Here is a 14,395-nt window from a genome sequence, read left to right on the forward strand (position 1 = left end):
CTGCAAGTCAGAACACAGGATGCTTACCGTGACCGAAGCTTTTGTTGTCGTTCAAACCGCTGAAGAAGCCGTGGATCGTCTGGCGGCCCTGCATGAGCGCGCTACCGGCGCGCTCAATCAAGCCCTCAAGCAGTACCTCAAAGACCGCGTCGAACCCGATGCCGAACAACGTGCGCTGTTTCGTTACCCAGAACTGCGCCTGACCTACCACTGCCACGGCGAAGTCCCACAGACCACTCGGGCGTACGCGAAGGTCCAGTTGCCGGGGACCTACAGCGTTACCGTCACCCATCCTGCGGCCTTCCGTAAGTACCTGCTGGAGCAACTGGTGCCGCTGATGCACGACTTCACCGTGACGGTGGAAGTGGGCGTCAGCCAGCAGAACATCCCGTACCCGTATGTGGTGGAGCAGGGCGACGAACTGGCCGGCTCCGGCGTGACCGCCGCGACCCTGGCCCGCGTGTTCCCCAGCACTGACCTGTCGGCTGCCACCGATGGCATCGCCGATGGCCTCTACGACTGGGAGAACACCGACCCACTGCCCCTGGCGCTGTTCGACGCGGCGCGCGTGGACTTTTCCCTGCGTCGGCTGGTGCACTACACCGGCAGCGACTGGCGCCATGTGCAACCGTGGATCCTGCTGACCAACTACCACCGTTATGTCGACCAGTTCATCGTGCATGGCCTGGAGCAACTGCGCAGCGACCCACGGTTTATCCGTATGGTGCTGCCGGGCAACGTGGTGATCGACAAGAGCATGGACCACGGTGAAGCGTCGGCGATTGCCGCAGGCGTTGTGTGGCATCGTTATCAAATGCCGGCCTATCACTTGCAGGCCAGCGACGGCCACGGCGTGACCCTGGTGAACATTGGCGTCGGCCCGTCCAACGCCAAGAACATCACCGACCATTTGGCCGTGCTGCGCCCGCATTGCTGGCTGATGATCGGTCACTGCGGCGGCCTGCGCCAATCCCAGACCATTGGCGACTACGTACTGGCCCACGCCTATATGCGCCGCGACGGGATTCTCGACCGCGTAGTGCCGCCCAATATTCCGATTCCGGCCCTGGCCGAAGTGCAGATGGCCTTGCAGCGGGCGGCGGCCAACGTCACCGGCGAACAAGGCGAAGAGCTGAAAAAACGCCTGCGCACTGGCACCGTGTTGACCTATGACGACCGTAACTGGGAGCTGCGCTGGGCCCAGGAACGCCCATTGATCAACCTGTCTCGCGCGGTGGCCGTGGACATGGAAAGCGGTACCATCGCGGCGCAAGGCTACCGCTTGCGTGTGCCTTACGGCACCTTGCTGTGCGTGTCCGACAAGCCGCTGCACAGCGAGATCAAACTGCCGGGTTCGGCCAACGCGTTCTATGAGCGCGCGGTCAGCCAGCACTTGAAGATCGGCATCGAAGCCGTCGACCTGCTGCGCACCGAACTCAACTCGCTGCACTCGCGCAAACTGCGCAGCTTCGACGAACCGCCGTTCCGCTAAGCGGTTGGGATGGTCATTTAACGGTCAGGCCACTAGGATTGTCGGTCCTGACCGTTAGATGTTCCTTTGCCATGTCCCGTCCCACCCGTCCTGATTCGCGCCGCCCCGGCGTGAAACCTCCGCATTCCGCAGCCCGTCGTGTCGCCAAGGCACCGCCGGCCGAGCCGAAGTTGATCCTCTTCAATAAACCGTTCGACGTGCTGACCCAGTTCAGCGACGAAGGCGGGCGCGCGACCCTCAAGGACTTTATCGACATCCCCGGCATCTACCCGGCCGGTCGCCTGGACCGTGACAGTGAAGGCCTGTTGCTGCTGACCAACGATGGCCAACTCCAGGCGCGGATTGCCGACCCCAAGCACAAACTGGCGAAAACCTACTGGGTACAAGTGGAGGGCGAACCGACCGAAGAGCAACTGCAACGGCTGCGTGACGGCGTCGAGCTCAATGACGGCAAGACCTTGCCCGCCGAAGCGCGGCAGTTGGATGAGCCCGAGTTATGGCCGCGCAACCCGCCGGTGCGCTTTCGTAAAAGCGTGCCGACCCATTGGTTGGAGTTGGTGATTCGAGAAGGGCGCAACCGTCAGGTACGGCGCATGACCGCCGCCGTGGGGTTGCCCACCTTGCGGCTGGTACGTGTGCGAATTGGCGATTGGACAATTGAAGGCCTGGATCAAGGCCAGTGGAAGGAAGTGCCGGCGCGCTTATAAGGCGCCGGACTCGATCAGACCGATGACCACGCTCTTGATGATGAACGCGGCCACGCCCAGGCCCAGCACGAAGAACAGGATGAACGAGCCAAAGCGTCCAGCTTTGGATTTCTTCGCCAGGTCCCAGACGATAAAGCCCATGAAAATGATCAGGATGGTGACCAGGCCGGTCATCATCCATTCTTCAAACAGGACGGGATCGATGTTGTTCATGGAGTTTTTCCGACAAAGGCAGGCGGCGAGTATACGGCAGTGCTACAGGCGCAATATTGACTTGAGTTGGAATGCAATCAATGTGGGAGCTGGCTTGCCTGCGATAGCATCACCTGGGTCTGGCTGACATACCGAGGTGTCTGCATCGCAGGCAAGCCAGCTCCCACATTTGATCTTCATGGGGCTCAGGTACGCAGATGGGTCAGTGGTAACTCAGTGCTGTTGAGCACCTGGTTCAGCACAAAGCTCGACCGCACGCTGGTCACGCCATCAATGCGCGTTAGATGCCCCAGCAGCAACTTCTGGTAGTGATCCATATCCGGCACCACCACTTTCAATTGGTAGTCAGCATCCATTCCCGTCACCAAACTGCATTCCAATACCTGGGGCAAGGTGCGGATGGCCGCTTCGAAATTCTCGAAACGCTCGGGGGTGTGACGGTCCATGCCGATCAGCACATAGGCAGTGAGGCTCAGGCCGAGCATCTTGCGGTCGAGCAGGGCGACCTGGCGTGCGATGTAGCCGTCATCCTCCAGTTGCTTGACCCGGCGCGAGCACGGCGAAGGCGACAAGCCGATACGTTCGGCCAACTCCTGGTTGGAGATCCTCGCATCACGCTGCAATTCCGCCAAAATACTCAGGTCGTATCGGTCAAGCTTGCTCATTGGGTTGGCCTTTGTCGTAACTATTGCGGTTAATTATCTATGAAGGGTTAAAAATTGCGCAAGCACTGTTTATTGACGCAATCTTCGCAATCATCTGTCGGGCGCTCGCCTGTATCTTTATCAACAGAATCACCGCCTGGACAACAGTCCACTTACAGCGCGCCCAATCAGGCCCGCTGCGGCCGCCACCCCAGCAGGGTTGAGCCGGCCTCCAGGCTGCACACTGTCCACAAGACGGCGTGAGGTGAGCCAACGCCAAAAGCGTTGAGCCAGGACGAAGTTCTCAAGGGGTGGCCGACGGGTCACCCCTTTTCTTTTGCCTGCTGATAACCTGTCCAAGAACCGGGCCTCGCTTTTCCAGTCTCATGGACAGGCCCTAATCCGCAATGAGGAATAGCATGAAGCGCATCTGGCGTTGGGCAGGTGTTGGTTTGCTGATGGTCACCGTTGGTGCTCAGGCAGTGGCCGACGAGCGTGATAACGCGCCGCGCGGTGAAGGCGGTGGTCAGCATGAAAGAGGGCCGGAGGGCGGACGGCCTGGGAATAATGAACAGCCGCGCCCACAGAATCAGCATTTCGATCGTGGTGCCCAGAACGGTGGTGGCCAATGGCAGGGGCGTCCCCAGGGCAATGAGCAGGGGCGGCCGGTGCAGCAACCGCAACCGTCGAATAACCTGCCGATCCAGAGTCGCCCCGACACCGTGCGCCAGACCCAGGAACCCCGCCAGGGCTATTACCGCGACATCCCGCGACGCAATGATGGTAACCCACATTGGGAAGCCGGCGGCCCAGGCTCACGGCCCGGCGACAACCGCTGGCCAGGCCGCCCCGACGGGCACGGCAATGGTTGGGGCCCAGGCCCGCAACATCGTCCTGGCTACGTGATCGACCGCTTCCCCGACCGCAACTACCGCGTGCCTTACCGCGGCCGGGATTATTTCTATTCCGTTGGCTACTGGTACCGCCCGCAAGGGCCGCGCTATGTAGTGGTGACGCCGCCCTACGGAATCCGCGTGCAATACCTGCCCGACTATGCACGTGAAGTGTGGATAGGCAGTGCACTGTTCTTTCTTGCGGCGGGCTCTTATTACACCTACGAAAGCAGTTCCCAGCAGTATGTGGTGGTGCAACCACCGACCGCTGTGCCGGCGCCGCAGCCCACGCCGCAAGGCAATGGCTATGACGTGGTGGCGTACCCCGCCAACGGCCAGTCACCGGCCCAGGTGCAGCAGGACGGTTACGACTGTTATCGCTGGGCGGTGCAGCAAAGCGGCTTCGATCCGCAGGCGGTGACGTACGCCCCAGACCCTGCGGTGGTGCAAACCTACCGCCAGGCCCAGGGCAACTGCCTGAGCAGTCGCGGCTATCAGGTGCAACAGTAGCAGCGACAAGCCTCAAGCTTTTGGTGTCAAGCTTGAGGCTTGTGACTTGCAGCTTGAAGCTGATCCGCAGGATCCGCATGCACCAGCACTTCGGCGCGCGGGTAAGCCTTGTGAATGGCATCGGCGGCCTGGTCGCTGATCCCGTGGGCGACTGACAGCGTCAACTCCCCCGGCAACTCCAGGTGCAATTGCACAAACCAGTGGCTGCCGGAAATCCGCGTGCGCAGATCATGTGCGCCCAACACCCCCGGTACGCCACGGGCCAGTTCCAACATGTGCTGGCTGACGTCCGTCGGCAGCTCTTCATCCATCAACACCGCAAAACTCTCCCGAGCGATCTGGACCGCGCTCCACAAGATGTAGGCAGCGATGCCCAGGCCGAACCAGGCGTCCACTTGATGGTAGCCAACACCCGCCAGCACCAGCGCCACCAGGATGCTCCCATTGAGCATCAGGTCCGAGCGGTAGTGCAGTGAATCCGCGCGCACGGCGTTGGAGCCGGTTTCGCGGATCACCCGGTGTTGCAGCATTAATAAGGCGACGGTCAACGCCAGGGAAAACACGATCACGCCAATGCTCAACCACGGCGCGCCCACCGGTTCCGGGTGCTGCAGCCGCTCGTAGGCCTGGAACGCGATCAGCACCGCACTGCCACCGATAAACAGCGCCTGCGCCATGCCCGCCAGCGATTCTGCCTTGCCATGCCCATAACGGTGATCGTCATCGGCCGGGCGCAGGGCGTAATGCACCGCGAGCAAATTCAACAGCGAGGTCACGCCGTCCAGCAGCGAGTCGGTCAACCCGGCGAGCATGCTCACCGAGCCGCTGAACCACCAAGCGATGGCCTTGGTGATAATCAACGCACAGGCCACGCCCACCGAAGCGCGAGTGGCCAGGCGCAAGAGCCGGGCGTGTTCGGGACTGCTGGTCATAGGCGGCTCGACTCCTTAAGCGGCAGGTTGCAGGCCCAGGCTGGCGAGCTGTTGCACGCTGCCTTTGAACTGGATCATGCGCGGGTCGTCCAGCGGCAGGGTGCGGCCGGTTTCTTTCTGAATGATGCTTTGCAGCTTGGCATTGTCGACCTTGCCGTCGGCGCCGATGGCTTCGTGGAGTTTTTCCGGGTCGACCTGGGCGGTCTTGCCCGGTTCGAAGTAGATGGCGCCGGTGGCGAAGTCCACACCAAAAGCGATCAGGCCTGGGATTACGTAGAACAGCAGGCCCACGGCATCGAGCACGGCAATCGTCGGGTCGATCTTGCCGTCGATCTGGCCGCGGCGGTCCGGGTAGAAGATCGATCCGCAGGCCGTCAGTTGGCTCAGCAGGGTGACGGCGAGGACACCACCAATGACACGGGAAGCGATACGCATAAAAATTCTCCTGAACACGATTGATACGGGACTATATGACAATACTGCTGAACAACAGCGCTCTAATGTGCGAGCAGGCAAGCCAGCTCCCGCCGTTGAGCGCGTTGCCAGGCGCAGCCGGTGGTGTTTTTCAGACCAGCGTCGGCAACCGGCAGTTCGCCGTTATACTCGCCGCTCTGCTTTGGAGCCAGTATGAATTCGTTGCCGATTGATGATGTTTTACCCGCCCTGCGTGACGCCTTGGCGAATCGCCATGAAGCCGTGCTGGAAGCGCCGCCCGGCGCCGGTAAAACCACCCGCGTGCCCTTGGCCCTGTTGAATGAGCCATGGCTAGCCGGGCAAACCATCCTAATGCTCGAACCGCGCCGCCTTGCCGCCCGCGCCGCTGCCGAGCGCTTGGCCAGCGAGCTGGGTGAAAAAGTCGGTGAAACCGTCGGTTATCGCATTCGGCTGGACAGCAAAGTCGGCCCCAACACGCGCATCGAAGTGGTCACCGAAGGCATCCTCACCCGCCGCCTGCAGGACGACCCGGCGCTGGACGGCGTGGGCCTGCTGATTTTCGACGAATTCCACGAACGCAGCCTCGACGCCGACCTCGCGCTGGCCCTGAGCCTGAACGGCCGCGACCTGTTTCGTGATGAGCAACCGCTGAAAATCCTGCTGATGTCCGCCACCCTCGAAGGCGAGCGCCTCGCCAGCCTGCTGGAGAACGCGCCGATCCTGCGCAGTGAAGGGCGCATGTTCCCGGTGCAGATGCGTTGGGGGCGGCCGTATCAGACGGGTGAATTTATCGAGCCGCGCCTGGTGCAGACCATCCTTGATGCCCTGCATGACGAAACCGGCAGCGTGCTGGTGTTCTTGCCGGGGCAGGCGGAGATTCGGCGGGTCAATCAACAACTGGCCGACGCCCTGGGTGATCGTACCGATGTGCTGCTGTGCCCACTGCATGGCGAACTCGATTTGAACGCTCAGCGCGCTGCTATCGATCCCGCGCCCGCCGGCAAACGCAAAGTCGTGCTGGCCACCAACATCGCCGAGACCAGCCTGACCATCAATGGCGTGCGCGTGGTGATCGACGCCGGCTTGGCCCGCGTGCCGCGCTTCGACCCGGGCAGCGGCATGACCCGCCTCGACACCCAGCGCATCTCCCGCGCCAGCGCCACGCAACGGGCTGGCCGGGCAGGGCGGTTGGAGCCGGGCGTGTGTTATCGCTTGTGGTCCGAGGACCAGCATGAAGGCCTGGCTGCTTACGCCAGCGCGGAAATCCTCGCCGCCGACCTGGCGGGTTTGGCCTTGCAGTTGGCACGCTGGGGAGTCACGCCTACACAGCTGGTGTGGCTGGATGTACCGCCGACCGCTGCGTATGCCCAGGCGCAGGACTTGCTGATGCGCCTGGGCGCCATGAATGAAGACACACTCACCGCGCACGGCCAGAAGATGGCCGAGTTACCTGCTCATCCGCGTATCGCCCATTTACTCTTGCGCGGGCAGGACTTGGGGCTTGCGGCGACGGCGTGTGATGTCGCCGCCTTGCTGGGTGAGCGCGACATCTTGCGCGGTGGCGGCGCGGATTTGCACAGCCGCCTGGCGCTGTTGTCCGGCGAAGAACGTGCGCGTGGCACGCAAGGCGGCGTGCAGCGCGCCAAGCAACTGGCCCGTCAATATCGCGGCTACCTGAGAGGCAAGGCCACGCAACCGGTGGCTGACCCCGATCACCCACGCTGGCTCGGCGCCTTGCTCGCCCTGGCCTACCCGGACCGCGTCGCCCAGCAACGCCGTCCCGGTGGCGCCGAATACCGTCTGGCCAATGGCCGTGCCGCGTTGTTCGCCGAGGCCGACAGCCTGATGAAACAGCCCTGGCTGGTGATCGCCGACCTGGGCAGCCGCCAGGGCCAGCGTGAAGAACGCATCTACCTGGCAGCGGATTTTGATCCGGCGTTGTTCGACACGGTGTTGTCCGAGCAAGTGCGCAATGTCGACCAACTGGACTGGGACGAACGCGAAGGCGTCCTGCGCGCCGAACGCCAGCGCAAAGTCGGCGAACTGGTGCTCAGCCGCGAACCCCTGACCGGCCTCGACGAATCTGCCCGCAGCCAGGCGCTGGTCAACCTGGTGCGCCGCAAAGGCCTGGAACTGCTGCCCTGGACTCCGGAACTGCGTCAGTGGCAAGCCCGTGTGATGCTGTTGCGCCAACTCGACGCCGGCAACACCAGCGAGTGGCCCGACATCAGCGACAAGGCCCTGCTCGCCAGCCTCGAACACTGGTTGATGCCTTACCTGGGCAAGGTCTCGCGCCTCAGCCACTTCGCCAACCTGGATATTTCCAGCTACCTGCACAACCTGTTGCCCTGGCCATTGCCCCAACGCCTGGAAGAGCTGGCGCCGCAGCATGTGAAAGTGCCGTCGGGGTCATCGGTACGCCTGGACTACAGCGAACAGCCGCCGATTCTGGCAGTGCGCTTGCAGGAATTGTTCGGGCTGGCAGACACCCCGCGTATCGCTGGCGGGCGCCTGGCCGTGAAGTTGCACCTGCTGTCCCCGGCGCGGCGGCCGGTGCAGGTGACGCAAGACCTGGCGAACTTCTGGCGCAGTACCTACGCCGAAGTGAAGAAGGATTTGAAGGGGCGGTATCCGAAACATTACTGGCCGGATGATCCGTTGGTGGCCGAAGCTACGGCCCGGATCAAACCCAGAAAGCCTTGAATGTAAGTAACTCCCCAGTCGTTTTGATGACTGGGGGTTACCTGAAAGCGTTGAATCAGAGCAAGGTGGTTGTCTTGAAGGGCTTAAAGCACTTCAAGCGCACTGTCAAATTGCTTATGCGCGTTTGGCAACGATTTGCTCGTTTGGGTGTGGATGCCACAGGTGTACTCGATGAACGAATGCCCGGCGGTTTCAGACTGGGCAACATTGTAGTTCTGAAAGGGCAGCATGGCCCTGCGTACCGGGGATTGATCCAGGATGTTCTTGAATGTGGTGCTCGCGTCATCAGCGATCCACAGCCTTCTTACTTTTCTCTGCTGGTTGCCATCGATGAATTTATGCCGGGCATGCAGGACACGCAGGTTATCCATCACCAGAATGTCCCCTGGCTCAAGGCTGATGGGGGTAATGTAACGCTCGTTGGTGGAGTAGTGGGTCTGGATGTATTTAAACGCCGCGCTGGCCCATTCGGGAATAAACGCAGTGCTGTCATACCGGTAGCGAATTCTTAACGTTTCGTCATCGATTTTTTCAAAGACTGCGCAATCGATGGACAGCAAATCGTCGCGGCAGTAAGTGACACTGCCGCTGGTCATCAATATTTTTAATGTGTCAGCGTGATGGGCAAGCAGGTCATTGTAGATTTTCTGCCCATCCACCAGGAAGTTGTCGCCGCCAAATTCAGGCTTTGAAACGCACTGGAGAATGACGAATTTGCGTGGCGTGATTTTTTTCGCAGTGCCCTCTACGTAGGCGATGCCATTCAAGAATGACCCATCGGTATGCGGGAAAAAATCGCTCGACAGTTCGCCATGATAATCATCCTTGAAGCGTTGCCAGTCCTTGTTGATCGGCTCGCCACCGCCCACCACACCGTGTTCATCGGACTTGGTATGAAACTGAATCAGCCCGAACTTGCCGGCGGTCTCTCTAAAGGCTTCCAGAGAGTGGTCTTGAGGCTTGATAACGCAATATCCATGCTCTTTCAGAAACGTCGAGATTTCTTTGGTTTCAAAAAAATCAAACTTACGTGTGCTCATTTCACGCTCCTTGTTTTATTGGAAGAACTTTTTACAGGCCGTTGAAAAAATGATCGAAGATCATCTTCAAACCAAAAAACGTCACCCCTGCCTTTAACAGCATTGCGCCGACACGCTGCGATATACGGTCTCTGAGAAAGCCGCCCAAGTACGAACCCAATGTAGAGGCGGTAATCATGATGATGATCAGGTTGGCGTAATCCATGAACGCAAAACCTGCAATAACAAAGGCGGCGACCTTGAGCCCGTGCAGTACGCTCATTTGCATGGCGTGGGTGACAATTACTTCGTTTTTATTAATATTCATCTTCATCAGGATGGGCTGCGATATCAAACCGGTTACGGCCACGAACAGTGAAAGGAAGGTTTGAAAAAAGCCCACCAGGGCAAAGTTTTTAAATATAAAACCCAGGCGTGCGACGATCTTGGTCCAGGTGATGGCCAGGATGAAGAAGCCGAGAATCAGTGATAAATATTGCTCGGGAAATTTGCCGATGAAGAAGTAACCGATGAACGCGCCGACCAGGCAGCCGATAACGTATTTAGGCAGGATTTCCACTTTCGCACTTTTAAAGTCAAACGCGAATCGACTGGCGTTGCTGACCATTTGAATCAAGCCGTGAACCGGTACAACCGCAGAGATGGGGATAAATTGAGGCATAACCGCAAGCAGTCCAATCCCGCCGCCCACGCCAATGGCAGCCGTCATGAATGACGTAATAAAACTGACGCCCACCAATAGATACAAACCATCAGAAAGTTCGAGCATTGTTAATTCCTATCCAATTTTATAAAACGTAAAGCATATATATCGATGCGCAGGCTTCTCACCGGGTGAGTAAACCGGGCGCAATCGCCTGCGAGCGCGCTGAGAGAGTCAGGCGCTTTGAATCTGGCGTAGAAGTGGGTATTGCTACGTGAATAAAGGGCAGCAATGATGGCCGCTACTTATAAACTTCCTGCGATAAGTCATTAGCCTGTCATCACTCTGAAGTGATGCGATACGTGCCAGAAACTACGCCATGACTGAGGGAGGTAGAACATGTATATGTTTTACCCACCGATACGCTCATGGCGAGCCTCTCTTACAGCACTCGATTTACTGCTCAGGCAGGGCCCAGGCGATGATGCTGTCACCTAACTTGGTTGGGATTCGGTCATGACCGCCAACCACCGCCACCACGTACTGTCGACCCTGGCTCATGTAGGTCAAGGGCGAAGCCTGATTGCCTGCCGGGAGGCGTTCTTCCCAGAGCAGCTCACCGCTTTCGCTGTTGTAAGCCCGCATGAACCGGTCAATAGCGGCGCCGATGAACGTCACACCGCCAGCGGTTGTCACGCCCGTTGCATCACTTGGCGTACCGATTTCGAAGCGCATCTTGGAGGCGATCCCCCAAGGTCCACTGTCATAGCCTGTGCCGAACGGGCGGCTCCACACGACATCGCGAGTGCGCAGGTCGATACCGGAGATAAAGCCCCAGGGTGGCGCAATGCATGGCTGGTCAAGGGATGACATCCACGGGTCTTTAATCGCGCCGTAAGGTAGCCCGGCCTGGACGCGGAAGCCCTGGGCGTTGCCCGGCGACTCCTGGAACGACTTGGCATTGATGGCGTCGAGTTGTTCGCGCGGCACCAGCCCCTGCATATAAGGAAGGCGCTGGTTATTGATGATCAGCAGCCCTCGCTTAAGGTCGACCATCACACCGCCCCAGTTCAAGCCGCCATGATGGCCGGGGAAGATCAGGCTTTGCTGGCCCACGACCGGCGGGGTGAAGATCCCTTCGTAGCGTGCCTGGCGAAATTCGAGGCGACATTGCATCTGATCGAAAGGCGTCAGGCCCCAGGCATTGGCTTCGGTCAGTACTTCCGGTGTTTTCGATGGGCGCCCCATGGTGCTCGGCATACCAGGGGACAGTGGCTGGGTGGCTGCGGTGTAGTCTCCCGGGGCGGTGCCCTGTGGGACAGGAGCTTGCACGACATCCACCAGTGGTTCGCCGGTGGCGCGGTCAAGCACGAACAACTGGCCGGATTTGGTCGCCTGGATCACGGCCGGGCGTGGCCCGGCAGCCGTCGGAAAATCAATCAGGCTGGGTTGCGGGCTCAGGTCGTAGTCCCATAGATCATGGTGGACTGTCTGGAAGTGCCAGCGGACCTTACCGGTGGTGGCGTCCAGTGCGACCAGTGACGAACTGAACTTGTCTTCTTGTGCTGTGCGGGTGCCGCCATAGAAGTCGCCCGCTGCGTTGCCGGTGGTGACATACACCAGGCCCAGTTCATCGTCGGCCGACAGCGGTGCCCACGAGTTGGGGGTGCTGAGGGTGTAGGTCTCGTTGTTACCCGCGGGGGCGTTGGTGTCTGGCCGGCCCAAATCCCAGGCCCACTTCTGTTTGCCGGTCACTGCATCGTAGGCGCGCACCACGCCCGAGGGGGCAGGGCGCACATCCGAGTCGAGTACTCGGCCACCGGTGATCACCACCCCGCGAATGACCAGAGGAGCAGACGTGATACCCGTCGAACCTTTTCTGAAAGTGCCCAGCCCGTCTTTCAAATCCGCAAAGCCTGCGTTGCCGAAGTCGGGACACGCCTGGCCGGTCAGGGCGTCTACCGCGCCGAGGCGAATATCATTGGTGCCCCAAATGATGCGCGAGGCGCACAAGCCACTGGCATTGGGGACTTCGAAATAAGAGACACCACGGCAATAGGCGCCGCCATTGGCGAAGTAGTCCGGGTCGACTTTGGAGTCGAATCGCCAGTTCTCCTTTCCAGTGGTGGCATCCAGGGAAATGATGATTTGCTTGGGGGTGCAGGTGTAGAGCGAGTTACCCACCTTGATCGGCGTGGCTTCGTTCAAGTACTTGGTTTTCTCACCGGGTTGCTTCACGTCGCCGTGGTGGTATTCCCAGGCTTTGACCAGGCCCGACACATTTGAAGGCGTGATCTGCGACGCGGCTGAATAGTGGTTGCCCAGGTTGGAGCCTGCATAGGCGGTCCAGTTGGTCTCGGTGTGTGACGCGGCAATATTGCCGTCTGGAGAGGCGACGGTACTGCGGCTGAAGGCGGCGGCGGGGCGTGTGGTGGCGTGCGCCGAGTCGGCAAGGTGAACGCTTTTCGGGTAGAACAGCGGCACCAGGATGGTAGCCCCCATCACCAGCGGCAGCACACCCATAATGGTGAAGTAATGACTTTTTCTGACGTTGGCAAAATCACGCCGTACTACGGGCCAGAACGCCAGGAACGGCACGCTGAGAACCGCCAGCCAGGCCAGGCGTGGAATATAGGCCCAGCCATCGTAACCAGACTCCCACACCGCCCAGGCATAGGTGGCCACAGAGGCTGCGCCATAAAGGTAGAGGCCCAAGGACTTTTTCAGGCCCAAGAGGATGGCCGATAACAACAGCGCGGTGCCCATCATCGCGTAATAGGGTGACCCGCCCGCGGCCATCAGCACGCCGCCTTTATAGGCCAGCATCACGCCAAGCAGGGCAACCACTGTGTTGTACACCCCGAACAGGAGGTTTGAGACTCCCGCTGCACTACCCAACGTCCTTTCGTTCATGGCCACCATCCCTGTGCGATTCGATACGGATCCGAGTCCGAGCGGCGCGCATGATTGCCTATTGTTGTAACGAAATACAATATGTAGTGAAAAAATTAACTGTTTGGTGATTTTTTTGTATTCTGTTTTGATCAGAAACAATTGTGCTAGGCTGCTTGGCCCGTTATTGGGCGCGGTGATGGCGAAGCTCCGGCACTGACGGGGAGCCAGTGACGCGTTCTAGATTTGGCTTTCTTCTGGCACTGCGCGTTGATCAGTCTTGAGTCGGCCGACTTGATCCAGGTGGCGCCAGAGAAACTGTGCGGCTTCTTCACGCCGATCAGACTCGATGAGGTCGAGCAAATGGATGTGTTCCTGGCATTGCGCCTTAAGACGCGTGCGATCAATGTTGGCCTTGTAGCCCATAAAGCGCCTGAGCTGATTCTGGTGGCGTATGGCGTCGATGAAAAAAACATTGCCGGAGCACTGCACGATCATTTCGTGAAACTGGGCCCCCAGCTGGAACAGTTGCGCGCGGGACAAGGTCTGGATCTCGCCGTCGATCAAGGCCTGTTGCTGTTGCCTGGCCTGGGCAAACGCGGCGTGATTGACCTGATAACCGGGCTCAAGGAGCGCCGCCGGTTCGATGGCCATCCGGAAACGGTAGCTATGAATATGCGCCTGCGTGTTATGCACGAAGTCCTTGAGGCCCCACCCTTGGCCTGGCTTACGCTCCACCATGGCTTCGCCGGCCAACCGGTTCAGCACCTTGAGCAACTGCCCCCGGGGCACCTCATAGCGTCGCAACAACTGCGCTTCGAAAAAGTGCGCAGGTATTTCTCCGCTCAGAATGTCGTCGACCACGCGAAGGTAAAAGTCCTCGAACGGATCGCTGGCGCAAGGGACTGCGGCTTCCTGAATCTGCCCGGCACCTTGTTTGAGGAAATAGCCACGATTGGGCTCTTGAATGGCAAGGTCCCACTCGGCGAGCAAGGCAAAAACCCGCCGGATCGGCGAGCGCGACACCCCGAGCGCTTGCGCAAATGTCTGCTCGCGCAAGGGCTCACCGGCTTTCATCGAACGGGCGCGAACCATGTCGATGACGCGTGGGGCCAACTGCAGGGCGAGGTCTTTCTTGATCACAGGTTTTATTCCGAATGGTTAGCTTCAGTCCGTTCCCGTCGGGGCAGATGCCCCCACCGCACTGGAGTGGGAAAATACCATACGAAGAGCATGAGTATTTGCACTGACCACTTTCAATAGCGTGGCGCTGGAGCCGCGAATGAGGCTC

At 59.7% G+C, this 14,395-nt stretch carries 12 protein-coding genes; 4 read left to right on the top strand and 8 right to left on the bottom strand.

From position 1 onward, the window contains the following. The first annotated feature begins 19 nt into the window (after positions 1-19). Both amn and AACY30_RS22775 read left to right on the top strand, forming a co-directional pair. Positions 20-1,492 carry an AMP nucleosidase gene (amn, locus tag AACY30_RS22770; protein ID WP_339427978.1) on the top strand — a complete coding sequence of 491 codons (1,473 nt, stop codon included), beginning with the start codon at positions 20-22 and terminating at the stop codon, positions 1,490-1,492. A gap of 71 nt (positions 1,493-1,563) precedes the next feature. Next, a complete protein-coding gene (locus tag AACY30_RS22775; protein WP_339494946.1) occupies positions 1,564-2,199 on the top strand; it encodes a pseudouridine synthase in 636 nt (211 codons plus the stop codon). Here the strand turns inward: AACY30_RS22775 and AACY30_RS22780 are convergent. Then, the gene (locus AACY30_RS22780) at positions 2,194-2,403 is read right to left on the bottom strand and encodes a DUF2788 domain-containing protein (RefSeq protein ID WP_049713471.1); all 210 of its coding nucleotides are present in this window, start codon (positions 2,401-2,403) and stop codon (positions 2,194-2,196) included. The two genes, AACY30_RS22775 and AACY30_RS22780, sit on opposite strands and share 6 nt — an antisense overlap. A 194-nt stretch (positions 2,404-2,597) precedes the next feature. Then, positions 2,598-3,077, bottom strand: a complete 480-nt coding sequence (locus AACY30_RS22785; protein ID WP_017735654.1) for an Lrp/AsnC family transcriptional regulator — start codon at positions 3,075-3,077, stop codon at positions 2,598-2,600. 398 nt (positions 3,078-3,475) lie between these two features. Between AACY30_RS22785 and AACY30_RS22790 the strand changes: the two genes are divergently transcribed. Next, the gene (locus AACY30_RS22790; RefSeq protein ID WP_339541151.1) at positions 3,476-4,459 is read left to right on the top strand and encodes a DUF6515 family protein; all 984 of its coding nucleotides are present in this window, start codon (positions 3,476-3,478) and stop codon (positions 4,457-4,459) included. Positions 4,460-4,485: 26 nt separating this feature from the next. On the opposite strand, the gene AACY30_RS22795 is transcribed toward AACY30_RS22790, so the two are convergent. Next, positions 4,486-5,391, bottom strand: coding sequence for a cation diffusion facilitator family transporter (locus AACY30_RS22795; RefSeq protein WP_339427980.1), 906 nt, complete (start codon positions 5,389-5,391; stop codon positions 4,486-4,488). 15 nt (positions 5,392-5,406) lie between these two features. Continuing rightward, positions 5,407-5,826: a polyribonucleotide nucleotidyltransferase gene (locus AACY30_RS22800; RefSeq protein WP_090401953.1), complete on the bottom strand. Its 420-nt coding sequence runs from the start codon at positions 5,824-5,826 to the stop codon at positions 5,407-5,409. Positions 5,827-6,018: 192 nt separating this feature from the next. Here AACY30_RS22800 and hrpB point away from each other — a divergent pair, with 192 nt between their 5' ends. Beyond that, positions 6,019-8,529: an ATP-dependent helicase HrpB gene (hrpB, locus tag AACY30_RS22805; RefSeq protein ID WP_339541152.1), complete on the top strand. Its 2,511-nt coding sequence runs from the start codon at positions 6,019-6,021 to the stop codon at positions 8,527-8,529. Positions 8,530-8,612: 83 nt separating this feature from the next. Here hrpB and AACY30_RS22810 read toward each other — a convergent pair whose 3' ends face one another. The 4 genes from AACY30_RS22810 to AACY30_RS22825 all read right to left on the bottom strand — a co-directional run bounded on the left by AACY30_RS22810 (position 8,613) and on the right by AACY30_RS22825 (position 14,247). After that, positions 8,613-9,569: a TauD/TfdA family dioxygenase gene (locus tag AACY30_RS22810; RefSeq protein ID WP_339471397.1), complete on the bottom strand. Its 957-nt coding sequence runs from the start codon at positions 9,567-9,569 to the stop codon at positions 8,613-8,615. 31 nt (positions 9,570-9,600) lie between these two features. After that, complete coding sequence (locus AACY30_RS22815) at positions 9,601-10,338, bottom strand: TSUP family transporter (protein WP_005791677.1); 738 nt, start codon at positions 10,336-10,338, stop codon at positions 9,601-9,603. Between the two features lie 330 nt (positions 10,339-10,668). Next, a complete protein-coding gene (locus tag AACY30_RS22820) occupies positions 10,669-13,125 on the bottom strand; it encodes a membrane-bound PQQ-dependent dehydrogenase, glucose/quinate/shikimate family (protein ID WP_339416886.1) in 2,457 nt (818 codons plus the stop codon). A gap of 219 nt (positions 13,126-13,344) precedes the next feature. Continuing rightward, complete coding sequence (locus tag AACY30_RS22825) at positions 13,345-14,247, bottom strand: GntR family transcriptional regulator (protein ID WP_005791674.1); 903 nt, start codon at positions 14,245-14,247, stop codon at positions 13,345-13,347. Between the last annotated feature and the right edge of the window lie 148 nt (positions 14,248-14,395).

Origin of the sequence: Pseudomonas sp. RA_5y_Pfl1_P24 (genome assembly GCF_963970945.1) — a bacterium.
In the GTDB taxonomy this organism is placed as follows: Bacteria; Pseudomonadota; Gammaproteobacteria; order Pseudomonadales; family Pseudomonadaceae; genus Aquipseudomonas; species Aquipseudomonas tritici.

Bases quoted from the DNA above. Each gene is read 5' to 3' on its own strand.
- AACY30_RS22775 (WP_339494946.1), top strand. From the start codon at position 1,564: ATGTCCCGTCCCACCCGTCCTGATTCGCGCCGCCCCGGCGTGAAACCT.
- AACY30_RS22810 (WP_339471397.1), bottom strand. From the start codon at position 9,569: ATGAGCACACGTAAGTTTGATTTTTTTGAAACCAAAGAAATCTCGACG.
- AACY30_RS22785 (WP_017735654.1), bottom strand. From the start codon at position 3,077: ATGAGCAAGCTTGACCGATACGACCTGAGTATTTTGGCGGAATTGCAG.
- hrpB (WP_339541152.1), top strand. From the start codon at position 6,019: ATGAATTCGTTGCCGATTGATGATGTTTTACCCGCCCTGCGTGACGCC.
- amn (WP_339427978.1), top strand. From the start codon at position 20: ATGCTTACCGTGACCGAAGCTTTTGTTGTCGTTCAAACCGCTGAAGAA.
- AACY30_RS22800 (WP_090401953.1), bottom strand. From the start codon at position 5,826: ATGCGTATCGCTTCCCGTGTCATTGGTGGTGTCCTCGCCGTCACCCTG.
- AACY30_RS22795 (WP_339427980.1), bottom strand. From the start codon at position 5,391: ATGACCAGCAGTCCCGAACACGCCCGGCTCTTGCGCCTGGCCACTCGC.
- AACY30_RS22820 (WP_339416886.1), bottom strand. From the start codon at position 13,125: ATGAACGAAAGGACGTTGGGTAGTGCAGCGGGAGTCTCAAACCTCCTG.
- AACY30_RS22815 (WP_005791677.1), bottom strand. From the start codon at position 10,338: ATGCTCGAACTTTCTGATGGTTTGTATCTATTGGTGGGCGTCAGTTTT.
- AACY30_RS22790 (WP_339541151.1), top strand. From the start codon at position 3,476: ATGAAGCGCATCTGGCGTTGGGCAGGTGTTGGTTTGCTGATGGTCACC.